At 48.4% G+C, this 23,675-nt stretch carries 20 protein-coding genes; 19 read left to right on the top strand and 1 reads right to left on the bottom strand.

Translation table 11 applies throughout. The features are described from left to right. Positions 1-110: 110 nt before the first annotated feature. The 14 genes from ACFRAM_RS11640 (at position 111) to ACFRAM_RS11575 (ending at position 17,715) form a co-directional block, all read left to right on the top strand. Positions 111-785 carry a VOC family protein gene (locus tag ACFRAM_RS11640; RefSeq protein WP_379465993.1) on the top strand — a complete coding sequence of 225 codons (675 nt, stop codon included), beginning with the start codon at positions 111-113 and terminating at the stop codon, positions 783-785. An 810-nt stretch (positions 786-1,595) separates the two neighbouring features. Further along, on the top strand, positions 1,596-4,091 hold the full coding sequence (hrpB, locus tag ACFRAM_RS11635; RefSeq protein WP_379465992.1) for an ATP-dependent helicase HrpB: 2,496 nt from the start codon (positions 1,596-1,598) through the stop codon (positions 4,089-4,091). A gap of 99 nt (positions 4,092-4,190) precedes the next feature. Beyond that, the gene (locus ACFRAM_RS11630) at positions 4,191-4,757 is read left to right on the top strand and encodes a general stress protein (protein ID WP_379465991.1); all 567 of its coding nucleotides are present in this window, start codon (positions 4,191-4,193) and stop codon (positions 4,755-4,757) included. Positions 4,758-5,059: 302 nt separating this feature from the next. After that, positions 5,060-5,419, top strand: a complete 360-nt coding sequence (locus ACFRAM_RS11625) for a replication termination protein (protein WP_379465990.1) — start codon at positions 5,060-5,062, stop codon at positions 5,417-5,419. A gap of 166 nt (positions 5,420-5,585) precedes the next feature. Next, positions 5,586-5,969 (top strand): DivIVA domain-containing protein, encoded by a 384-nt coding sequence (locus tag ACFRAM_RS11620; RefSeq protein WP_379465989.1) that lies wholly within the window; start codon positions 5,586-5,588, stop codon positions 5,967-5,969. A 59-nt stretch (positions 5,970-6,028) separates the two neighbouring features. Continuing rightward, the gene (locus tag ACFRAM_RS11615; RefSeq protein WP_379465988.1) at positions 6,029-8,752 is read left to right on the top strand and encodes a CHASE3 domain-containing protein; all 2,724 of its coding nucleotides are present in this window, start codon (positions 6,029-6,031) and stop codon (positions 8,750-8,752) included. 203 nt (positions 8,753-8,955) lie between these two features. Then, a complete protein-coding gene (locus ACFRAM_RS11610; protein WP_379465987.1) occupies positions 8,956-9,822 on the top strand; it encodes a PRD domain-containing protein in 867 nt (288 codons plus the stop codon). 24 nt (positions 9,823-9,846) lie between these two features. Continuing rightward, the gene (locus ACFRAM_RS11605) at positions 9,847-10,356 is read left to right on the top strand and encodes a PTS sugar transporter subunit IIA (RefSeq protein WP_379465986.1); all 510 of its coding nucleotides are present in this window, start codon (positions 9,847-9,849) and stop codon (positions 10,354-10,356) included. Positions 10,357-10,398: 42 nt separating this feature from the next. Further along, positions 10,399-11,856, top strand: coding sequence for an N-acetylglucosamine-specific PTS transporter subunit IIBC (gene nagE / locus ACFRAM_RS11600; protein WP_379465985.1), 1,458 nt, complete (start codon positions 10,399-10,401; stop codon positions 11,854-11,856). A gap of 171 nt (positions 11,857-12,027) precedes the next feature. Then, a complete protein-coding gene (locus tag ACFRAM_RS11595) occupies positions 12,028-13,560 on the top strand; it encodes a methyl-accepting chemotaxis protein (RefSeq protein WP_379465984.1) in 1,533 nt (510 codons plus the stop codon). 652 nt (positions 13,561-14,212) lie between these two features. Then, entirely contained in the window at positions 14,213-14,737 is a 525-nt protein-coding gene (locus ACFRAM_RS11590; RefSeq protein WP_379465983.1) for a cysteine hydrolase family protein, read from the top strand. 1 nt (position 14,738) lies between these two features. Continuing rightward, positions 14,739-15,572, top strand: a complete 834-nt coding sequence (locus ACFRAM_RS11585; protein WP_379465982.1) for a VanW family protein — start codon at positions 14,739-14,741, stop codon at positions 15,570-15,572. An 89-nt stretch (positions 15,573-15,661) separates the two neighbouring features. After that, positions 15,662-16,576, top strand: coding sequence for a DMT family transporter (locus ACFRAM_RS11580; RefSeq protein ID WP_379465981.1), 915 nt, complete (start codon positions 15,662-15,664; stop codon positions 16,574-16,576). 296 nt (positions 16,577-16,872) lie between these two features. Continuing rightward, complete coding sequence (locus tag ACFRAM_RS11575) at positions 16,873-17,715, top strand: class I SAM-dependent methyltransferase (RefSeq protein WP_379465980.1); 843 nt, start codon at positions 16,873-16,875, stop codon at positions 17,713-17,715. A 68-nt stretch (positions 17,716-17,783) separates the two neighbouring features. On the opposite strand, the gene ACFRAM_RS11570 is transcribed toward ACFRAM_RS11575, so the two are convergent. Further along, on the bottom strand, positions 17,784-18,677 hold the full coding sequence (locus tag ACFRAM_RS11570) for a LysR family transcriptional regulator (RefSeq protein WP_379465979.1): 894 nt from the start codon (positions 18,675-18,677) through the stop codon (positions 17,784-17,786). Between the two features lie 309 nt (positions 18,678-18,986). Here ACFRAM_RS11570 and ACFRAM_RS11565 point away from each other — a divergent pair, with 309 nt between their 5' ends. The 5 genes from ACFRAM_RS11565 (at position 18,987) to ACFRAM_RS11545 (ending at position 23,383) form a co-directional block, all read left to right on the top strand. Further along, positions 18,987-19,910, top strand: coding sequence for a phosphate ABC transporter substrate-binding protein (locus ACFRAM_RS11565; protein ID WP_379465978.1), 924 nt, complete (start codon positions 18,987-18,989; stop codon positions 19,908-19,910). Between the two features lie 99 nt (positions 19,911-20,009). Next, positions 20,010-20,906 (top strand): phosphate ABC transporter permease subunit PstC, encoded by an 897-nt coding sequence (gene pstC, locus ACFRAM_RS11560; protein ID WP_066369576.1) that lies wholly within the window; start codon positions 20,010-20,012, stop codon positions 20,904-20,906. Beyond that, positions 20,903-21,799 (top strand): phosphate ABC transporter permease PstA, encoded by an 897-nt coding sequence (gene pstA, locus ACFRAM_RS11555; protein WP_175372620.1) that lies wholly within the window; start codon positions 20,903-20,905, stop codon positions 21,797-21,799. The genes pstC and pstA overlap by 4 nt, the downstream gene beginning before the upstream one ends. Before the next feature lie 43 nt (positions 21,800-21,842). Continuing rightward, on the top strand, positions 21,843-22,619 hold the full coding sequence (gene pstB / locus ACFRAM_RS11550) for a phosphate ABC transporter ATP-binding protein PstB (protein ID WP_175372621.1): 777 nt from the start codon (positions 21,843-21,845) through the stop codon (positions 22,617-22,619). 161 nt (positions 22,620-22,780) lie between these two features. Beyond that, positions 22,781-23,383 carry a nitroreductase family protein gene (locus tag ACFRAM_RS11545; RefSeq protein WP_379465977.1) on the top strand — a complete coding sequence of 201 codons (603 nt, stop codon included), beginning with the start codon at positions 22,781-22,783 and terminating at the stop codon, positions 23,381-23,383. Positions 23,384-23,675 lie beyond the last annotated feature (292 nt).

Below are 23,675 nucleotides of genomic sequence, written 5' to 3'. Positions count from 1 at the left end.
GTTATATAGAGGCTCTGAGCGAAACATTCTGGAGAATGCTAATATTGTAGCTTTAACCGTCAAAGGATAAGGTTAAAATAACAGAATAACACAAACATTGGAGGTGTAATATGATTATTAAAGAAGTAACACTTTGGACAGGGAATTTAGAAAAGACTCGCAGCTACTATAGAGACAAGCTGGAACTTGAGATCTCCGCGGAAGCTCCAGGACAGTTTGCCGTACAGATTGGCACTACGAAAGTAACCTTTCATGCAGTAGACATGCCAGAGAAACCCTACTACCATCTGGCATTTAATATACCGGCGCAGCAATTTGCCGAAGCTAAAGCATGGGCCAAGTCAAGGCTTACGCTGAACGAGGTGAAGGGGGAGGATGAGGTGTTCTTTGAAAGCTGGAACGCACATGCCTTTTACTTTGAAGACCCTTCAGGAAATCTGCTGGAATTCATCGCTCGTCATAATCGGGAGCATCCTGCCGAGGTGCCTTTCTCAGCCAGTGCGCTCCTTGGCGTCAGCGAAGTTGGAATAGTCACCGATGAAGTGCTTCCGCTTGTGAGACAGTTAAACGATTTTGGTATTCCGAGCTGGGGAGAGGTGAGTGAAGGCTTCACTCCAGTTGGGGATGAAACCGGCTTGGGCATTGTGGTAAAAAGGGGCCGTCAGTGGTTCTTCTCCAATCTGAACGCCGAATTTTATCCCCTGGAGATGCTGGTAGAAGGCATCGGAAGACTTTCGTTTCCAGAGTTAAATGTTGTGAACAAAAAAACCAACGATATTGATTGAACTAAAAAACTTAACGTAAGGGGAACGGAATGGAGGGGAAGTTTGGAACTGAAGGTGCAAAAGTGACTGCCTAAAAGCTTTTCGTAGAAAAGCTGGCATCGGAAGCAAAGGCTGTCTCCGGATTTTATCCGCGAATAGCGGTACAATCTAAAGAAATCTGGGAACAACATCGGCCGGGAGTTCAAGCGTTTTCCGCAATGACGATCTAACCCTGTGTAAGAACTCTAAGTTCAATCTATATCATACGTATCGAGATTTCGTGTTGGTCATTTGAATTCTTCTTGGTATACTATTTTTAAGCATGACCTGTATCTTTTCGTTGGTGTGAAGGTTATGGGGAACTGGATATCAAGTTTGGAAGGGTAGGTTCTTACAAAGGAAGCGTATACGTGATGAAGAGGCTTGTTAGCGCAAGCGATCACGCCCCCCTTTGTAGGACTTGCCCTCTTTTCTTTTTTTATAATAATTACTCTTGGATTTTAGGGGTCTACCTCAATATCAGTGCTTGCTTAGCCATGTAACGGACACCAGAGACTTTATTGTCTATCGATTCAAGCATTTAGAAAGATAACGGACTCCAGAGACCTAATGGGCAGTAATTAAGCTCAACAACCACGGTTTGGGAGAAAATAGCGTCGCCCGAGTCCTTTGCATATTCCCGGAGCAGCTTCATGTGCAAAATAACGGCTATACGGTCCGTTAGGTCTCATGCGTGAGTTTCAATCTTTTGAAAGCCGTGGTAACAGGCTCGGGAGCAAATCCTCTGAGCAGATGAATAATGATGATATTAACAGATAACGGAGAGATACGATGGAACAACTTCCAATACACCAGGTGCTGCCTGACCTGAAAAATATACTGGCTTCTAGTACAAACGCTATTCTCGTGGCAGAACCGGGAGCGGGTAAAACTACCGGAACGCCCCCGGCTTTTCTAGATGAGCCATGGATGGAGGGCAAAACCATCCTGATGCTGGAGCCCCGCAGACTGGCGGCTCGTTCTGCTGCGACCTACATTGCTTCCCGATTGGGTGAAAGTGTAGGACAGACGGTGGGTTACCGAATGCGCATGGATACTAAAGTCGGCCCTCAGACACGAATCATTGTCGTTACTGAAGGCGTGCTGACCCGGATGCTGCAAAGCGATCCTACACTTGGCGATGTGGGTCTTGTGATCTTCGATGAATTCCACGAACGCAGCCTGCATGCCGATCTGGGGCTGGCTCTGACGCTGGAAGCTCAGACGGTGCTTCGGGAGGATCTTCGCATCCTGATCATGTCGGCGACACTGGAGACGGAGCGGGTATCAGCTCTGCTAGGGGGCGCCCCTGTAGTAGATTGTCCCGGACGGACTTATCCGGTAGAAACGGTCTATTCGCCTGTTCCTGCGGCTTCCCGCATCGAGAAATCCGCGGCAGCGGCTGTGCGGAGGGCCTTAGCTGAGCAGCCGGGGGATGTTCTCGTGTTCCTGCCGGGGGAACAGGAAATCCGCCGGACCCAACGGGAGCTGGAAGCCGCTATTCTGCCGCAAGAAACGATCCTGCGTCCGCTTTATGGACAGCTGCCGCAGGCTGCACAAGACGCTGCGGTTGCTCCAGCGGTGCCGGGCCAACGCAAGGTTGTGCTGGCCACTTCTATCGCCGAGACGAGCTTGACGATTCAAGGCGTACGCACAGTCATTGATACCGGATTGCGGCGTACACAGGTGTTCTCGCCGCGTACGGGGATGCCGCGCCTGGAGACGGTGCCGGTGTCGAAGGCTTCAGCCGACCAGCGGCGCGGCCGGGCGGGCCGTACAGCTCCCGGCGTCTGCTACAGGCTGTGGAGCCAGGAGGAGCACTACCGGCTCCCGGACGAGAACGTGCCGGTGATCAAGGAGGCCGATCTGACGCAGCTCGCCCTTGAACTGGCCGTGTGGGGCGTGCCGGACCCGGCAGCCCTGCCGTGGCTGGACGCGCCGCCCGCCGCGCCTTACGCGCAGGGTGCGGCGCTGCTGCGCCAGCTTGGCGCGCTGGACGCCAGCGGCGCCATCACCCCGCACGGCCGCAGCATGGCCGCGCTGGGTGCGCACCCGCGCATCGCGCACATGCTGCTGCGCGGGCAAGGGCTTGGCGCTGCCCCGCTGGCCTGCCGGCTGGCAGCGCTGCTGCAGGAGCGGGACCTGCTGCGCGGTCCCGCCGGGGGCGATTGCGACCTCACGCTGCGCGTAGAGGCGCTGCTCCGGTTCGAGCGCTCCGCCGGTGCTGACGGCGGCGGAGCTGATCTTGCGGCGCTGCGCACGGTGCAGCGCGAGAGCCGGAACTACCTGGCGCAGCTGAAGGCCTCGCCAGGGGAAGAGCCGGACAGCAGCCAATGCGGACTGCTGCTGTCGTTCGCCTACCCCGACCGGATCGGGCAGAGACGCGGCGAAGGCGCGTTTCTGCTGTCAGGAGGCCGGGGGGCGGCGATGAAAGAAGGGCAGCCGCTGGAACGCTCCGCGTATATTGTGGCTGCCTCTGTGGATGATCAGGGTACGCACAGCCGGATTTTGCTGGCTGCAGAGCTGAGTGAAGTGCAGTTGCTATCCCACCATGGGGACAGCATCGTGGAAGAAGCCGAAGTCTATTGGGACAAAGATAACGGGAGCGTGAAGGCGCGGCGTCGCACGCGACTGGGTGCCCTTATTCTCAAGGAGACGACTCATGAGCGCCCTTCGGCAGAAGAGGCTGCAGAGGGATTACTGGGGGCCATTGCGTCTGAAGGGCTGGAGGTACTGCCCTGGGAGAAGGGGCCGCAGCAGCTTCGCCAGCGGATGATGTTCATGCATGGTCTGCGAGAGGATTGGCCGGATGTATCTGATTCCGCACTTTTGGAGTCACTTGCTGACTGGCTGGGTCCATATCTGCACGGGATGCGTAGCCTGCGCGATCTTCAGCGGCTGCCACTGGCTCGAGCGCTGGAGGATCTGCTGGATTGGAAGCAGCGTCAGACGCTGGAGCAGGAAGCACCCACCCATATTACCGTGCCAAGCGGCTCGCGGTTACCTATAGATTACGGGAATCCGGCAGCTCCAGTGCTCGCGGTGCGACTGCAGGAAATGTTCGGTCAGCAGGATACGCCGAGACTTGGTGGGGGACGGGTGCCGGTTCTGCTGCATCTCTTGTCGCCAGCAAGAAGACCCATGCAGGTTACATCGGATCTTGCGAGCTTTTGGCGTAATACATATTTCGAGGTCAAGAAAGATTTGAAAGGCCGATATCCCAAGCATTATTGGCCGGATGATCCGCTGCAGGCGGTGCCGACGAGCCGCACCCGGCCTGTAAAATAAGGTCTGTGTTTACAGGCGCTGATGATTCTTCTACTGATTTGTCCTTCGCCGATGGGGTAATAACATAGCGAACGATAATAACGAAGGAGGACTTTTCAAATGACGAAGAAAATCGCAGGTGTGTTTGACACAGAACAGGAAGCGACCCGAGCCATTGAAGGACTTCAAAGCCGCGGGTACCGCACGGATGAAATTTCCATAATTACACGTAATCGTGATGAATTTAAGCATATTTCCGACGAGACCGGAACTATGGCACCCGAGGGTGTTGCAACTGGAGTGGCATCGGGCGGAGTCTTAGGAGGAATTGCCGGGCTTCTGGCCGGTATAGGCGCGCTGGCGATTCCGGGCATCGGACCGATTCTGGCGGCAGGCCCGATCGCCGCTACATTGACTGGTGCAGCCGTAGGCGCGGGAGCAGGTGGACTTGTTGGCGGCCTGATCGGACTTGGCATCCCCGAGGAGGAAGCGAGGGAGTATGAAGGCTATGTGGACCGCGGAAAAATCCTTGTGCTGGTGGAGGACCGCGGCCGTGACAGAGAGGTCCATAGCCTTTTCCGGGATAACCGTTCGTTGAATACACATCGTTATGAAGATCAATACAAGGATCATCCTGATGTTTTGCCGGAGGATACCCGAATAGGAAATTCCCAAGAGAATCATTAAAAACGGGAGCCAAAGACTGCATTTTCTACGAACAACCGTAGATATGCAGTCTTTTTCTTACGCCTACCAACCAAATTTCAACATATGAAAAATTCACAATAGAAAAGACCAAAAACCGGTTCCACTCCTCCCATAACTTCTCCAAAGGCAAACGACTACTCTCCTCAAATACTAATCTCATGGAAAAAGTAGACCCCTTGCCTTTATTTCAGGTTGTGAAAGTTGGAAAATAGTGCTTATACTAGATTCATAGCAGGAATAAATAGGATTGGGTATTTACACATCAGGAGGTGTATCTTGGCATGGCTTTTATGATTGCCCAACGGGCTTTTATTAAGGTGTATCTGATAACAATGGTGGAGCAGCATCGCGGATATGGTTATCAGATGCTGGAGGATATGCGACGGGAATTCAAATCACACGGATACTCTCCTCCGCAGAGCGAGATTTACCGTGCGCTGCACGAGCTGGTGCAGCAGGGCATTTTGTACCGTACCAAGCAGTTGAAGGGGAACGATCCCAAGGTTGATTTTCAGGAAATCGTCCTCTATCACTTCACCTCGGATGGTGAGGAGAAAGCCAAACTTTATAAAAAACAGGTAAAGACCGACCTGGACCGTTGTCTCGGAATTCTGAACAAAGCCGTCACCGATAATTTTTAATAGGGAGGTCTTGAATCTGTGCTATTAGGCTCTCTTATCCCTGGATTTGGAAAAGCTTCGACTCGGGGTGGAGATTAGCAACTTTAGTGATATTTTCAGAGGGCCCGCGCCCTGTTATAATGAGTACTGCTGGAATTATTGCAGTATATACTTGGAGGTATTTCAGATGGACGAACATATGAAACGTCGATTAGACAAACAAAGAAAACTATTCAGCCAGTTAGGCATAACGCTTGATGCCCTTACGATACATGAGAAGGAATTCGGCATGAAGCTTCGTGGATATGATGCGGAGGAAGTAGATACATTTTTGGACAGTGTAATTAAGGACTATGAACGTTTCTACGCTACCATAGCTGATCTGATGGACAAATGGCAGGAACAGCAGCTGGAGCTGCGCGATCTCAAAGCCGAAGCCAAAGCCGCCGTTGCTCCGCCAACCATTGTCCGTGGAATTGACCCGATGGATCTGGAGGATGTCATTCTGAAACTGGAAGCCAACATCCGTCAGCTTAAGGACAGAATCCCGCGCACCGAGAGCTACCTGTAATCTCATAATCCACGCTCACCGGAATTCACTAATGTCAGATGTTGATGGGGGTTAAGCCTTTGGTCGATAGACGGGTATGGAACCTGAAGATTCGCGGCAAGATCGCACTGGGGTATTTCATGATCCTGTTAATGCTTGGACTTTTTCTGCTCGTTGTATCTGCAAGGATCAGCAAGCTGGAAGCTGAGACGGTTTTTCTTAGTGATCACGATATGAAGGTTCATGAACTAACCTATCAGATTGAGAAGAATGTGCTGGATATGGAGACAGGTCAGAGAGGTTATGCACTCACCGGGAAGATGGAATATCTGCCTCCGTATAATAACGGACTCGCGGAGTGGCGCATTAATTATGCTAAGCTGAACGGCCTGATTGCCGACAATCCTGCTCAAGTAAAGAATCTGCAGACGATCATGGTCAATATTGAAAAATGGATCGAGGATGCCGGACAATACGTCATCGATCTTAAGCGGAATGGCCAGAATGAAGCCGTGAACCGCTTTTTTCAAGACGATACCGGTAAATCCATTGTTGATTCCATCCGATCCCAGTCTGAATATTTTCTCGACAACGAACGGGCTCTTACCAATGCACGGATCAACACTCTGAAAGAAGGAAACCACAAATTACTGCTGACGATGTACATTTTATGGGGGCTTGTGGCTGTTTTTGCTGCGGTCATTACCGTATTGATTGCAAGAAGTATCGTGAGTCCGCTCAGCCGTGTTATTCTTGCCATTAACAACATTGCCAGCGGAGGTAATTTGTCTGAACGGGTCAGGGTCAGGACACACGATGAGCTGTATGACCTCGGAGATGCCACTAACCGACTGCTTGAGACTGTGGAACGGGATCAATGGGGCAGTGAGCAATTAAGTGTGATGTCTATTCTGCTTCAGGAAACTACAGATTTGACCGTTTTGTGCAGAACCTTTCTGAACAAGCTCGCATCTATTCTGGAACTGCAATACGGTGCTGTGTATGTACTGAATGCGGAAGAAAGCTTTGAGCGGATTTATTCCTATGCGGGTAGCGATGAGAGTGAGAATTCCGTTGGTGTGAACAAGATTAAGTCCGGGGAAGGTCTGGTCGGTCAATGTGCACAGGATATGAAACTTAGGGTCCTGGAGGATCTGCCAGTGGATTACATCAGTATTAACTCCGGCTTAGGCAGAACCGCCCCGCGTTATCTCACCTTGGCCCCGGTCATTTTTGAGAACAAGACGTTAGCCGTAGTTGAGATTGCCTCGTTGACCAAGTGGGCTCCCTTCCATTTTGAACTCCTATCCAAGCTTGTGAATATGCTGGGTGTCACGTTGAATTCGGTCATGACGCGAATGGAAATTCAGAAGCTGTATGGAGAATCACAGGTTATGAATGAAGAGCTTCAGGTACAGTCCGAGGAGCTCCAAGTACAAGCGGAAGAACTGCAGAGCTACACCAAGGAACTGCTGGCATTAAATGGCGAGCTGGAGATTCAGAAGTCGATGGCGGAGCGCTCCGCGGTTGAACTGGAGAAGTATAACGAACAGCTCGAGCAGAGTTCTCGATATAAGTCGGAGTTTCTTGCCAATATGTCGCATGAGCTACGTACACCGCTGAACAGTATGCTTATTCTTTCCCAACTGCTGTCAGAGAATCGCAACGAATCCCTAAATGAGGAAGAACAGAATTATGCAGCAGTGATTCATTCCTCCGGAAGTGAATTGCTCAGCATGATCAACGATATTCTGGACTTGTCCAAGGTTGAAGCTGGAAAGATGCTGGTTGAGGTGGATGCTGTCAATCTAACGGAGTTGCCTGCTCTCCTGCAATCCTATTTTGGAAAAATAGCTGAGCAGCAAAATCTGGAGTTCACCGTAGTTCTGGATGAAAGTGTGCCGGATTTATTCTACACGGATGAGCTGCGACTTCATCAGATCCTGCGCAATCTACTGTCCAATGCCTTTAAGTTCACCCAGCAAGGTAGTGTAAAAGTGGAGGTGTCCAGGCTGGAAGCTTTCCAATCCCTGAGCTATGCATCAGAGGAGCCGGTGCTTGCCTTTGCAGTAACCGACAGCGGTATTGGCATCTCCGATAAGAATAGCCAGTTGATCTTCGAAGCCTTCCGTCAAGCTGACGGTTCAACAGCCCGCAAATTTGGCGGTACAGGACTCGGACTTTCAATTTCCCTTCAGCTCGCCAGACTGTTAGGCGGCCATATTGCGCTGAACAGTATACCCGGGGAGGGAAGCACCTTTACGCTCTATCTGCCTTGCCTGGAAGAGGAAACCGGGGAGAGTTACATTCCGGGAGCACAATGGTCCGAAACGGCAGTATCAAGTGCAGATGAGCGCATTTCAGCGGAGAAACCTACATATCGGCAGAACTCAGATCAGTTCGATAAGCAATATGAACAACTGCATGGCCGGACCGTGCTTATCGTCGATGACGATATGCGCAATATCTTTGCTCTGGAAAAGGGACTGGAACCGTATGACATGGGGATCTTGACCGCTCAAACCGGCTTTGAATGCCTGCAAATGGTGAGAGAGCATGACGACATTGATATTGTTCTGCTGGATATCATGATGCCGAATCTGGATGGCTATGATACGTTAAGCATTATCCGGGAAGAGCTGCTTCTGACGGAGCTACCGATCCTGGCGATCTCAGCCAAGACGATGAAGGAGGACCGGGAGAAGTGCCTCGCAGCAGGGGCTTCCGGTTTTATGAGCAAGCCAGTAGTGCTGCAGGAGGTAGTCTCTCAGATGTGCAGATTGCTCGCGGAGGGTGAAAGCTGAGACTTCCGCCCGACTTGACAATGTGAAAATTACCATTGACGCCTGCCCGGGTATGATTTATTATGAACCTATAAATGATCATTTATAGTTTAGTGGCGTGTTACCGTAAAGGGCATGAGCCAAGGATTGTCTTATTTATTTGAGACTATTCTTGGCTCTTTTTTATACCTTTCACCTGACAATCACTGGAAAGAGGGGAGATCTTGATACGGGAGCACGAGCAATTTCAAGTACAACGCGTAATCGGCAATAACGTGGTTATGGTGCAGGGAAGCAAGAACGGCAAAGAATATGTCATCATCGGCAAAGGGATTGGCTTTGCGGTGAAGGGCACGGGAGTCATTGAAGGCAATGATCACCGGATCGAGAAGCTTTTTCGCCTGGAAGATCGGGATGAATGGAGCCAATATCAAATTTTGCTGGAAGATATCGACCCTAAGGTTATGAAGATCACAGATGAGATCATCAGCGATATCGGGGAGCAGTTTGCCGGGAAGCTGAATGACAAAATCTACTTGGCGCTCCCAAGCCATATCCAGTTCACCATCTACCGTCTGCGCAACGGGATGGATATTGTCAACCCATTTTTACAAGAAACAAAAATGACCTTCCCGAAAGAATATGAGATCGCTTACAAAGCGGCGGAGAAGATCAATGCCGAATTTCAGGTGCAGATTCCTGAGGACGAGATTGGATTTCTAACTTACCACGTCTACTCTGCTGTTAGTAACGTACCGGTAGGGCAGTTGGTGAAGGCTTCCAACATCGTGAGCGAGTTAATGGACCTGATTCGGGAAGAACGAAACATTACCTTCGAGTACGGAAGCATGAATCATGTCCGGCTGATGATTCATCTGCGCTTTTCGATTGAACGCATTTTACAGGGGTCATTAATCGACAATCCCTTTGTGAAGCATATCAAAAAAGAGTATAAGCGGGAGTATATACTTGCAAAGAAGCTCGGAAAAGCAATGCAAAACTCACTGAGCGTAGAAATCCCGGAGGAAGAGTTATGTTTCTTGGCAATGCATTTGTACCGTCTGTTTCAAACGCTTGAGAAAAACAAATAGCAGCATAAGAGGGAGTGGCATCATATGTTTTCCAAATGGAAATCTAAAAAAGAAGAGAAACGTACTGGACATACCGTAACAATTAAGGCTCCTATGAGCGGGCAAGCGGTTCCATTGGAACAAGTTCCGGATGATACTTTTGCCGGTGGTCATATGGGCGGCGGAATCGCCATACAACCTATAGAAGGGAAATTGATCGCCCCTTTCGATGGGAAAGTTGCTCATATTGTGAAGTCGAGCCACGCCGTCATTCTGGAACATTCCTCCGGCATGCAGCTACTGCTACATATTGGAATAGAGACTGTCAGCCTGAAGGGGAACGGGTTCACTAGTTATGTAGCTACCGGGGATACTGTGAAGGCCGGACAGACGTTGATTGAATTTGATCTGGAGGCTATTCGTGCAGCCGGATGTGAGACCATCTCCCCGGTCATAGTAACGAACAATGGTGAGAACGTACCACAGGTAGAAGGTCACTTTGGCCCTGTGACCGCAGGTGAAGACAGTATCCTTACCGTGGTTTTAACGCAATAAGCAAATAGCTTTACTATCTTGCCATTGAAAGGATGAGAGAATATGTTGGCTTTTCTTCAGAAACTGGGCAAGTCACTGATGCTGCCAGTAGCAACGATGCCGGCGGCGGCAATACTTCAAGGGTTTGGATTGATTGACTATGAAAAAGATTTGCATTTGGGCAGCGCGGTAGGGGGCTTCCTGAACCAGTATGTCGCCCCATTCTTGAATGCAGGAGCAGGTGCCATTTTTGGTAACTTGGCTCTAATCTTCGCTATTGGTGTAGCGATTGGATTCGCTGGTGATGCGGTTGCGGCGTTGTCGGCACTGATTGCTTACATGGTGTTAACCAAGATCCTTGCCATAGTTCCATTGCAATTTTCCTTTATTAATGATGATGTCGTCCTGAATATGGGTGTTCTTGGCGGTATTTTCGCCGGTGCGTGGGCTGCATTCCTATACAAAAAATATCATAATATTAAAATGCCGGATTGGCTCGGCTTCTTCGCTGGCAAACGTTTTGTACCGATCATCACTGCTGTCAGCACCATGGTACTTGCCGTTTTGGTAGGTATGATTTGGAGCCCAATTCAAGATGTAATCAGCGACTTCGGTAACTGGGTGGTAGGACTTGGAGCCTTCGGAGCCTTCTTGTTCGGTACTGCGAACCGTCTCCTGATTCCGATCGGGCTTCACCACGTGATCAATACCATTGCCTGGTTCCAAATCGGGGATTTCACCAATGCCGCTGGCGAACTAGTGCACGGTGACCTGACTCGCTTCTTCGCCGGGGACAAAACAGCAGGAATGTTCATGACCGGATTCTTCCCGATTATGATGTTCGCTTTGCCTGGTGCAGCGCTTGCTTTCATTCATACGGCTAAACCAGAGAAACGAAAACTGGTAGCCTCCATCTTCATCGGGTCTGCCATCGCATCATTCCTGACGGGTATCACTGAACCGCTTGAGTTTTCTTTCATGTTCGTTGCGCCGCTCTTGTATCTGGTGCATGCTTTATTAACAGGTCTGTCCATGGCTGTCATGTATATTCTAGACGTCAAGCTGGGCTTTGGCTTCTCTGCCGGCCTAATTGATTACCTGGTTAATCTAAAAATATCTACCCACCCGTGGATCTTGATTCCGGTTGGCCTTGCATTCTTCGTACTCTATTATGTACTGTTCCGCGCCATCATTACCATCTTCAAACTCAAAACACCTGGACGCGAAGATGATATTGAGGATGAGGTTCAGGAAATCTCAGCAGGTAACGGTAATACTATCTCTGCCTCCTCCAGAGCATCCAAAATTCTGGAGAACATCGGAGGTCCGGACAACATTAAGAACATTGATGCGTGTATCACGCGACTGCGTCTCGTAGTGAATGACGAGAAGGCAGTGAAAGATGCGGCACTCAAGCAGCTTGGTGCTTCCGGCGTGATGAGACTCGGTCAAGGGACCGTGCAAATTGTATTTGGTCCACAATCCGAGCAAATCAAGGATGAGATACAGAAATTGCTGTAAAAAGAAAGATTGATTCACTAGAAAATCACATTTAAATTACTTCAAGGACGAAATTTATAAATTTCGTCCTTGTTTAATGGCTATTATTAGGAAACTTCTCTAAAAAGTTCGGCCCTTTCGTCCGATATAATAATGCAGATATAATGCGCTAACATGAAAGGGCGAGTGAGAATGTCGATTTGGATGAAGACGAAAAGTCGAATTATGAATGAATCAAGAACAAATAAGTCCCAAAGTTATAAGGATTATGAGCAAGAGTTGACGCATCAGCGCAACAAGATTATGAGATTTATTTTACTATTTATTACATTAACGGTCATTCCATTGATTGTGTTCAGTCAGGAAATGACGGAAGCTATAACTACGCTCATTGTAGCGATTATCGCGAATGTAGTCTTTTTTGTGCTGGTACGCAAAAAAGTTGCCGTGCAATTGCTGTCTTACATAGTTGTTTTAATAATAAGTGGATTTATGTTTTTTATTAATTATTTGCAACCCAACTTATTTTCGTATTTGAGTCTCGGGATTCTTCTTGTGTTTTACCCAACGTACAAACCTGTTTTAACCTATGCGATCATTAGCTTTATTCAGGTTAATTATTTTATCCTTTATCCAGCTACTACAGAATTCGCAAACTATGAATGGGCAGATAACATTAAGTTATTCATCGCGTTTGCACTCCTGATTATCTTGTCGATCCTTTCACGGCAAATGATGATGAATGCCTATGAAGGTAGGCTTAACTCCGAGTTGGCCAAAAAGAATGTTGAAGAACTTCTGGATCAAATGAAAACATCGATCACCGAAATGGCAACCTTCAACCGTCAACTGCAGAAGAATGTTATGGTTACTGGAGATATTACAGGTGAATTGACCATTGGGTTTACTGAAATGACTAAAGGTATTGAGAGCCAGACGGTCAGTGTCAGCGATATTTCTATGGCGCTCGGCGATGCTAATACTGCGATTCAACTGGTTGCCGATAATTCGGTAGTCATGCGGGAATTATCCAATACTACTGCCGAGTCAGCGGAACGCGGAAATGAGCAGATTGGGGAACTGTCACGCAGCATCACTGATATAAGCTCTGTAATGGATGATATTACAGCAGCGATGCAGGAGCTGAACGAACAGAATCATAATATTGGTACGATTGTAACAACCATTCAGTCTATCGCTTCCGAGACCAATCTACTTGCCCTGAATGCGGCGATTGAAGCTGCACGGGCTGGCGAGCAAGGACGTGGCTTTGCGGTGGTCTCCACACAGGTCAGAAAGCTTGCCGAGAACTCTCATCAGTCTGCTGAAGAGATCTCTGGTCGTTTGGACGGACTTAGAGTTAAGGTGGAGCAGTTGTCCTCTCAATTGGAGCGAGGCAAATCGATGATCGAAACCAGCGAATCGACGGTCAAGCATTCTGAACGTGTATTCCGCGAATTGTCTGAAATTGCGACTCAGGTTATGAAGCAGGCGGAAGAAGTGGAAGAGAAATCGATCGAGGTCCGCAATTCATCCGAGGTTATTGTCGCTGAGGTGGATTCCATCTCTGCAATAACTGAGCAATCCAGTGCGGCATCTGAAGAGATTCTGGCCAGCGTTGAAGAGCAGAAGATGATGGTTGATGAAGTTGTATCCGGCTTCGAGCGCTTGGATCAACTGATCGGTGATCTGGAGAAGCTGTCGGAGAATAAAGCAACAGAATAATTAGTTAGGCAACGTTCGTGCCATACACTCGGTGAGTGAGAGGTACGAACGCTTTTTTTTATTATATAAGCCGAACAAAAGAAATTAATAAAAAGCGAAGATGAACGAACGTGAGGCTTTTGAACTGAAGGCGCAAAGTGCTCGCCTGAAAGCTTTCCAAAGGAAAACTAATACCGGAACAGAGACTGTCGACAGATTTAAACCACTGGAAGAGATATATTCCCTACACCGACTGTTGACAGATTTCAGCCACTAGGGACGTATTACCCTTCACCAGTCGTCTTCCAAGTGGAAAAGAGGGGCTCCCCCCCAACTAACTGCAATTTTGTACCTTAATTTTCTTTAATATAGGAAAATGAGGGAAATAAGATCATTATTGTATCTTATTTTCGAAAAAACATGCTGAAAGGGGTATACTGGAAAATTTAAGGTACAATATTGCACTTAATCTCCATTTAGCCTTAGCTGCAGAGGAATTAAGGTACGAAAATGCCCTTAATTACACTTCGACTTCATTCCTTTCTATATAAACTCTCTTTTTCTTGGTTATGTTTTGGCTATGTTTGTTATTTTAAATCCGTTCTATATAGATACTGTATTTTTTTGGTATAATCACAGTATTATTTATTCATTTATCTGGAGGGTTAAACCTATGAGTAGAGATACGGCATTGTTAATTATTGATGTTCAGGAGGCGATGTTTTCGTACCCGGGACAAGAGCTGTATGACGGACCGCGCGTTATGGACCGGATCATCTCCTTGCTAGGCAAAGCGCGACAGTCAGGCACACCGGTGGTTTATATCCAGCATACAGAAGATGAAGAATTCACAAGGGATTCTCCGACTTGGCAAATTAGCGCCCGTATTAAGCCCCAAGATGGAGAGACGATTATAGAGAAGCCAACCTGGGATGCTTTTCACCGTACAATTTTGCATGAAACGCTACAGCAGATGGGGATCACTCGATTGATTATTGTCGGCATGCAGACCCAATTTTGTGTAGACACCACAACCAGACGTGCTTATAGCTTGGGCTATGAGAGTGTGCTTGTCCAAGATGCCCACAGTACATTTGATACAGAACAATTGAGCGGGAAAGATGTCGTCAGTCACCATAATGACATTTTGGGAGGGAGATTTGCAGAATTGAAGCTGGAGAGTGAGGTTGAGTTTTAACATGAATAGTATAAAGGCATCGATGAAGCCAATCCGCCGCTCCAGGCTGAGATTATTTGTAGGGAAGCGGTATTTTATTTGGAAGAGATATTGGTTATGGTATACCCGGCGAGGCAAGCTTGCTGTACATCGTTCTGCTGACCGACTGCCTTATACAATCATGGAGCATGCAACACCTCTGCTGCGAAGTCTTCGAAATGTAGATATGCAGTTCCAGTATAATAAAATAACGAATCTGCGTCTCGCGGTGGCAAAACTGGATGGGCTGGTGATCCGGCCGGGTGAGACTTTTTCGTACTGGAGAAGTATCGGAAAACCAAGCAAACGAAAAGGCTATGTCGAGGGAATGGTTCTGCACTATGGAGGCTTTCAGGCAGGGATCGGCGGTGGACTCTGTCAGCTATCCAATCTGATCTACTGGATGACACTGCATACGCCGCTTACGGTCAAAGAACGGCATCGTCACAGCTATGATGTCTTTCCGGATGAACAGCGGACACAACCTTTTGGCAGCGGTGCAACTTGTTCTTATAATTATTTGGACCTGCAGCTTACCAACAATACGGATAGTACCTTTCAGTTAATTCTGTGGCTGGATGATACAAACCTCCGGGGAGAATGGAGATGTACGGAGAAGCCGCTTTACACGTATGAGGTGTATGAAAAGGAACATGTGATCAGCCTGGAGCCTTGGGGTGGATATATACGCAGTAACCAGATCAATCGGCGGTTGATGACCCGCAGCGGTGAAATTGCCGGTGATGAGCATATTACCGACAATCATGCGCTTATGATGTATTCACCCTTACTACATGAAACCACCTCGTCATCATGAAAATTTATGAAAAAGGGCTGTATTTTTTCGTGTTTTGCGATACATTAACATATGGAACTTTACAGTAACGGAAAGGATACTCTCACAATATGACTACCAAGAAGCCACCGATTCCTATTCCGTTGTTAATGCTGATCGGAATCATGGCCATATCTTTTTCATCCATCTTCATTAAATGGTCTGATGCGCCGGCTTCGGTGCAAGGGATGTACCGCTTGCTATTCACCTCGCTGTTGATGCTGCCTTTTGCCCGCCCGCATAGCGGTGCTGTTCATAAGCTCCGTACAACCGACTGGGTGCTGCTTATTTTCTCCGGTGTAATGCTGGCACTGCATTTTTTGCTCTGGATGGGTTCGTTGTCGTATACTTCTGTAGCGAGCTCAACGATGATTATGGCATTAGAGCCGGTATTCATCATGCTGGGTGCTTACGTGCTTTATAAGGAAAGGACAGCAGCTTCCGCTATGCTGGGTGTAGCCATTGCCATCGGCGGAGTGTGCTTCATCGGCTGGGGTGACATTGGGGTTTCTGCCGATAACCTGAAGGGGGATTTACTTTCTGTCGGGGGGACTGCTGCAGTCGCTGTACATATGTTGATCAGTCAGAAGCTTGTAGCCCAAATGCCCTCCTATTTGTACAGCCTGATTGTTTTCAGCGTAGCAGCGGTTGTATTTGCGCTCTATAATCTGGTGATGGGCATTCCTTTCTTCGATTATCCGCCGAAGGAGTGGGGAATCTTCTTGCTGCTCGCCGTGGTTCCCACGGTGTTCGGACATCTCCTCTTTAACTGGATGATGCAATATCTCTCCGCAACCACGGTATCGATGAGCATTTTGGCTGAACCGGTTGTAGCCAGTATTCTGGCTTATCTGCTGCTGAGTGAAAATTTGAGTAATCTACAGTGGGCGGGGGGACTGCTCGTAATGATTGGTATGGCAGTTTATTTATGGGCTGAACGAAAGAAAGTAGACTCAGTGCCACCTGCACTGGAGAATGCGTCTTAATATATATAAGACGAACAAAAGAAAGAAATAAAAAGCGAGAAGGAGCGAAGGGGGAAGTTTGGAACTGTAGGAGCGAAGCGCTCGCCTAAAAGCTTTCCGCAGGAAAGCTCGCACCCGTAAGCATAAGCTCGCCAGATTTCAACCGCTATAAGCGGTTTAATCAAAGAAATCTGGGGACAACAGCGACCGGAAGTCCAAACATTCCACCGTAGTGACGACCGAGCCTTATGTTCGGATCTTTAGTTTGTCGTATATAGGAGCTTTTTTTAACATTAGACAAAAGGAGTCACAACTTAATGAATAACCAGCATCAAGAATCGGAACCGGCTGCAGGCGTACAGGCTGGATCGGTCAGCGAAGAATCCTGGAATGAGGACACCTACGCCGCCTGGATAAGCCGGTTCGGAACCCCGGCGGAAGCAGCAGCCAAACTGGCGAAAGATCCGTTAGCCAAGCTGTTCCCGATCTCATCATACTTTGGCGAGATTAGCGGGAAGAAAATAATAAATCTTATGGGCTCCAACGGTATGAAGGCAGTTGCGCTCGCTTTGCTTGGTGCAGAGGTGACGGTGGCCGACTTCTCCGAAGCTAATGCCCGTTATGCCAAGGATCTCGCTTCGGCGGCCGAAGTACAGTTAACCTATCACGTGTCGGATGTACTGAATCTTCCGGCGGAAGTCGCAGAGTCTTCTTATGATATCGTGTTTGCTGAACAGGGGATCGTCCATTACTTCACAGATCTGGCGCCTTTTATGGATACAGCCTATCGTCTGCTCTCACCGGGTGGGCGGTTCGTACTACGTGATTTTCATCCAATAACTACGAAGCTGATCTCATCCAAAGGGTCTACGGCTAAGGTCCGCAAGCATAAGGTGAGCGGCGATTACTTTGACACAGGGCTGGAGGAGAAAATTGTATCATACTCCAAATACCTGCCTGCCTCAGCGGGCGGAATGGGCGAGAAGAAGAGTGTGGTGCACTGGCGTCGCTGGACACTTGGTGAAATCGTCACGGCAGCAGCTGCCAGCGGACTTGTCATCACCATGCTGGTGGAGGAGCCTAATTTATCTTCGGATGTGTATGATAAAGGAATTCCGAAGACTTTTACACTGGTTGCGGAAAAAGCAGGGCAGGCATAAACCTGCTCCTATATAAATGAAGAAAGGGTCTGGTACATGGCTTTCCATGTGCCGGACCCTTTTTTGTATTATTGCGCCACCCTCTGTGCAAAATAGTCCAGAACCGCTTCTTCCAGCGGAGTTAGCAAGTGATCCTTACGCCAAGCGATGAAAAAACCGCCTTTTTCTGGCTGAATGCCCGGCAGGGGAGCGTAACGCAAGCGGTTCTGTGCGACCTCTCTTTGAATTCCCTTTTTGGAATAGATCGCGACACCACCTGCTTCGCTGACTAGACTTTTGATAAGCTCCGGTGAATCTAGTACGGTACGATTCCACAGACGGACGCTATTGAGCTGTGCCCACTTGTCGGCGATCCCGCGCAAAGCGGAACCGGCAGCATGTTGTACCCAAGGTTCGCGCACGGCTAGTTCAGCGGTCAGCTCAGGACTTTCTTCGAACGGATGACCTGGCGCAAATATCAACACAGGCTCGTCTTGTTCGATCCGCTGAAAATGAAAGGTATCATCATTACATTCGCTGGTGTGCAGCAGCGCCAATGGAGTTTCGCGGACTCGCAGCCGCTCTCTCAGCTCCCGGTCTGCATGCACAGACATGGATAACTCTATACCGGGAAAGTCCATCATGAGCTGTGACATCGCCTTAGGGAGCACATAGCTGCCAGGAATATAGCTGGATTCCAGCTTTAGTTGTCCTTGCGAGGGGGAGGAGAACTGTTTGACACTGCGCTCGGCGTCCGCCGCAAGGGCTACGATTTTTACAGCGTATTGATACAGGGTACGACCTGCTTCTGTCAGCAGCACTCGACCGCTACGATATTGAAACAATGGAGTACCGAGTTCGGTTTCGAGATTCTTCATATGGAAGGAAACAGTCGGCTGTTTGACCCCAAGTTCGGCTGCAACTTCTGTAACCTTTTTGTATTTTTCAATTAACACTACGATGTGGAGTTTCATAATATTCATGATGTTCCCCCGGGAAAATGTTGTTAAAAACGGTGAATATTAAGCAGTTGTTTCTTTATTATAGATTATATCTATGTTGCTATACAAATTATGTTGTTATTTTTATCTTTCATTTTACACAACGAGGACCTTTCTCTAACGAACGAGCCCTAGAATAGGAAGAGTCAAAGGCGACACAATGCTGCCAAGGCAATACAACATGACGTCAGCTTTCACTGCATTTTGTGGTGGTCAAGCGTGTGGGAGCAACTGCTCCACAACAACTTTAGGGGGAGACAAACAATAATGCAATTTAGAAAATCTTGGATCATGACACTGGCTTTAACTAGCGTACTGGCACTTTCGGCTTGCGGAGCAAATAATGCAACAACCAATAATGGTGGAGGTAACACTTCAGCAACAAACGCACCAACAGAAACAAGCGGTACCGAATTAAAAGGTTCGGTTCTGGCATCGGGTTCGACAGCATTGCAGCCGCTCGTTGAGCAAGTTGCAGAGAAATTCATGGAGAGCAACAAAGGCGTAGACATTCAAGTTCAAGGCGGCGGTAGCGGTACTGGCTTGACTCAAGTTGCTGAAAAGCAAGTAGATATCGGTAACTCTGATGTATTCGCAGAAGAGAAGCTGAAAGACGCTGACGCTGATAAAGCAGCAGCACTCGTTGACCACCAAGTAGCCGTAGTTGCGATTGCAGCAGTTACAAACAAAGAAGTTGGTGTTAAAGATTTGACCAAACAACAATTGGTTGACATTTTCACTGGCAAAGTAACGAACTGGAAAGAAGTTGGCGGTAAAGACGAGAAGATCCAAATCATCAACCGTCCAGGCAGCTCCGGAACGCGTGCGACTTTCGAGAGTTTCGCATTGGGAACGAAGACTGAAGACCTTCAAGGATCTATTCAAGAAGATTCCTCCGGTACAGTTAAGAAGCTTGTTAGCGAAACACCAGGTGCTATCGGATACCTTGCACTGTCCTACCTTGATGACTCTTTGACAACACTCAGCTATGACGGTGTAGAACCTTCTGTAGACAACGTTATTGCTGGTAAATACCCAGTATGGGCTTACGAGCACATGTACACAAATGGTGAGCCAAACGAAACGGTTAAAGCCTTCCTTGATTACTTCTTGACTGACGAAGTGCAAAGCGGCGATGTAGTAGAGCTTGGATACATCCCGGCTTCCAAAATGCAGGTTGCTCGTGATGTCAAAGGTAATGTAACGACTAAATAAACATCACGATCAAGCATTCTTCAGTAGAAATTCAATGTGATTAGAGGCGGAATATCCTTCTGCCTCTCTTTTCACTTTAGAAAGAGGGAGCATTTCAAGGTGAAAGCAAACAAATCTCGTATTGAAAAGCATCATATAGAAGATTTCATCGGACGCACTTATATGTCCTTTTGCGTAACGCTATTAATTGTCATCATTGTATCAATGGTGTATTTTGTGGCGTCCAAAGGCCTGTCCACCTTTATTAGCGGGACAACAAGCGTATCTGAGTTCTTCTTTGGTACTAAATGGTCGCCGGACGGGGATACACCATCCTTCGGTGCACTTCCGTTTATTTCCGGATCCTTCCTAGTTACTTTGCTCGCAGCACTGATTGCTAGCCCGCTCAGTATCTGTGCAGCATTGTTTATGACCGAAATCGTTCCAGGTTGGGGAAAAAAGCTGCTTCAGCCGGTTATTGAGCTGTTGTCCGGTATTCCTTCCGTGGTATACGGCTTTGTGGGCTTAAGTGTGATTGTGCCCCTGCTTCGCAATATCTTTCCGGGCCAGGGCATCGGGGTGGCTGCAGGCGCACTTGTCTTATCGGTTATGATTCTACCGACAATTACGAGCGTGGCTGCAGATGCATTGTCTTCTTTACCGCAAAATTTGAAGGAATCTTCGTTTGCGCTTGGAGCTACCCGGTGGCAGACGATTTCTCGCGTCATCATTCCTACAACCCTGCCGGCGATTATGACAGGTGTAGTACTGGGGATGGCCCGCGCCTTTGGCGAGGCTCTTGCTGTACAAATGGTTATTGGTAACGCACCGTTCGTTCCGCGCTCGCTGTTCGAATCGGCTTCTACCCTGACGAGTGTTATTACGTTGGGAATGGGCAATACCACTATGGGCTCACCGCACAATAATGCGCTATGGAGCATGGCACTGGTTCTTATGCTGATGACATTTGTATTCGTCTTCCTCGTAAGACTGCTTGAAAGGAGAAATAAAATTTGAAGCCGAGAACCGCTGACAAAATCGCTACCACGCTTATTGTATTTTTCGCTCTACTTATTGTAGGCATCCTGGTTGGCCTATTGGGCTACATACTGATGCGCGGAATCAGTCACATCAGTTGGGATTTCCTGACCTCTGCACCTCAGAAGATCCGGGCAGGCGGAGGAGTAGGGCCACAGCTGTTTAACTCCATATTCTTGCTATTCCTAACGCTTCTGATCACAGTACCGCTGGGTCTTGGTGCCGGAATTTTCATGGCGGAGTATGCACGTCCTGGCAAGCTTACCGCATTTATCCGCTTGATCGTGGAGGTTCTGTCTTCATTCCCGTCGATCGTAGTGGGTTTGTTCGGGCTCTTGCTGATCGTGAACTATTTCAACCTCGGATTCTCTCTGATATCTGGCGCGCTGGCCTTGACGGTATTCAACCTGCCGCTAATGGTGCGAATTACGGAGCAGGCCTTCCGAACGGTTCCGAAGCAGCAGAAAGAAGCAGGGTTTGCGCTTGGATTGTCCAAATGGAAAATCGTAACCTCAGTCCTGTTCCCTGTAGCTTTGCCAACAATCATTACAGGAACGATCCTGTCGGCAGGCCGGGTGTTCGGGGAAGCTGCAGCACTGATGTTCACCGCAGGAATGAGCAGTCCTCGTCTTGATTTCGGGAACTGGAATCCACTCAGCCCGTCTTCACCGCTGAATCCGTTCCGTCCCGCAGAGACGCTTGCAGTGCACATCTGGAAAATAAATAGTGAAGGCTTGGCTCCCGATGCGGTTCAAATCGCTGCCGGGGCTTCGGCTGTGCTGGTTATTACTGTATTGATCTTTAACCTGGCCGCGCGTTACTTCGGCCGCTTTATTTACCGTAAACTCACAGCTTCTAAGCGTATGAACTAGCAGGTATACCAATTAGATCAGAGAATAGTAGGAGGAGTAAGCGATGGGAGCAACAGCAACCGCAAGCAAAAATTCTTTTCAGACCGAACAATTGAGTATTTTCTATGGGACTTATGAAGCCGTTAAAGGGATCAGCCTGCCTTTTCCGGAAAACACGGTAACTGCACTCATCGGTCCTTCGGGTTGCGGTAAATCCACCTTTCTTCGTTCGCTCAACCGGATGAATGACGAGATTTCGGGTTCCACATCCAAAGGCAGCATCTGGATTGACGGCGTAGATATCAATGCCCCTGGTACAGATGTAATCAAGCTGCGGCAAAAAATCGGGATGGTGTGGCAGAAGCCAAATCCATTCTACAAATCCATCTATGACAACATTGCCTTCGGACCAAAGTATCATGGAATCAAAGGTAAACAAGCATTGGATGAGATTGTGGAGAGCAGTCTCCGTCGTGCTGCACTTTGGGATGAAGTAAAAGATCGTCTGAAGGATTCAGCCCTGGCACTATCGGGTGGTCAACAGCAGCGTCTCTGTATCGCGCGGGCATTGTCTGTAAATCCACAAATCCTGCTGCTGGATGAGCCAGCTTCTGCACTGGACCCGGTATCTACAGGTAAGGTTGAGGAATTGATCAAAGAGTTGAGAGAGGATCTGCGGATTGTTATCGTTACACACAACATGCAGCAGGCTGCACGTATTTCGGATTACACCGCTTACTTCTACCTAGGTTCTTTGGTGGAGCATGATAAGACGGAGAAAGTCTTCTCCAACCCTGAGAATCAAATGACACAGGAATACATTATGGGCCGTTTTGGCTGATTTTTATTAAGTGGAAAACACTGCTCTATCTGAGCGGTGTTTTTTTGTTATGCCGCTAGGGGAGAGGGTTATGAAGCAAGGTTATTTGCAAAGTAAGCAAGGATCATGTATGATTAATTGATAATCATTCTCAATAATATTTTGACCAGGAGGAACTATTTATGACGGAATCACAATCGACATCTGCAAATAGCATTGCTGCCATAATCAAGGAACGCCGCTCGATTAAACAATTCAAATCCGACCCACTTCCGGAAGGGCTGCTCGAAGAACTACTGAATGTTGCAGTATGGGCTCCAAACCATGGACTGCGTGAACCATGGCGTTTCATCGCGTTTAAGGGAGAAGGGGCGAAGTTTCTCGGCGATGCAGCTTTTTCTTTGATCAAGCGTGGAGCGGCCGATCCTGACTTTGCGGCTAAACGTAAAGAATACCTCTCGAATATACCGCTCACTCTAATTGTGGTCATGCCTGAAGATCCGCGCCAGCGGGAATGGGATGATGATTATGGTGCAGTCTCTGCCTTAGTACAGAATTTCCAGCTGGCAGCGTGGGAGAAGGGCGTGGGCACGATCTGGAAGACGGACCCTTACATCTACGCACCTGAATTCCGGAACAAACTTGGTGTGAAGCCAGGCGAGAAGATCGTAGCAATGGTCCACGCCGGTTACCCGGAAGTCGTGCCAGCCAGCCGTCCACGGACTGAGGCAGCAGAGCTGCTGCAGGTGGTTGACAGCTATCCGGAGAGTGGAAGCCTGGAGTAGAATTGTGGTAAAAGAATTAATTGTCAGAGTCCACGTTCGAAACTTTGGAGGTTCCCGTTATTCGGATGCCTATAGAGTGAAGTAGAGCGAACGGAGAAGTTTGGAACTGTAGGCGCAAAGCGTTCGCCTGGAAGCTTTCCACACGAGAGCTAGCACCTGGAACATAGAGTGTCGACAGATTTTAACCACGAGAAACGGGATGCTCCCTTTCACCAGTCGTCTTAATAGTGGAAAAGAGAGGTTATCTCCCCAACTAACGGCATTTTTGCACCTTATTTTTCTTTGATATAGG

Origin of the sequence: Paenibacillus sp. NPDC056722, from assembly GCF_042790635.1 — a bacterium.
Taxonomy (GTDB): Bacteria; Bacillota; Bacilli; order Paenibacillales; family Paenibacillaceae; genus Paenibacillus_AQ; species Paenibacillus_AQ agri.
The sequence above is the reverse complement of the archived record's forward strand: the minus strand, read 5'-3'. Positions and strand labels throughout refer to the sequence as shown.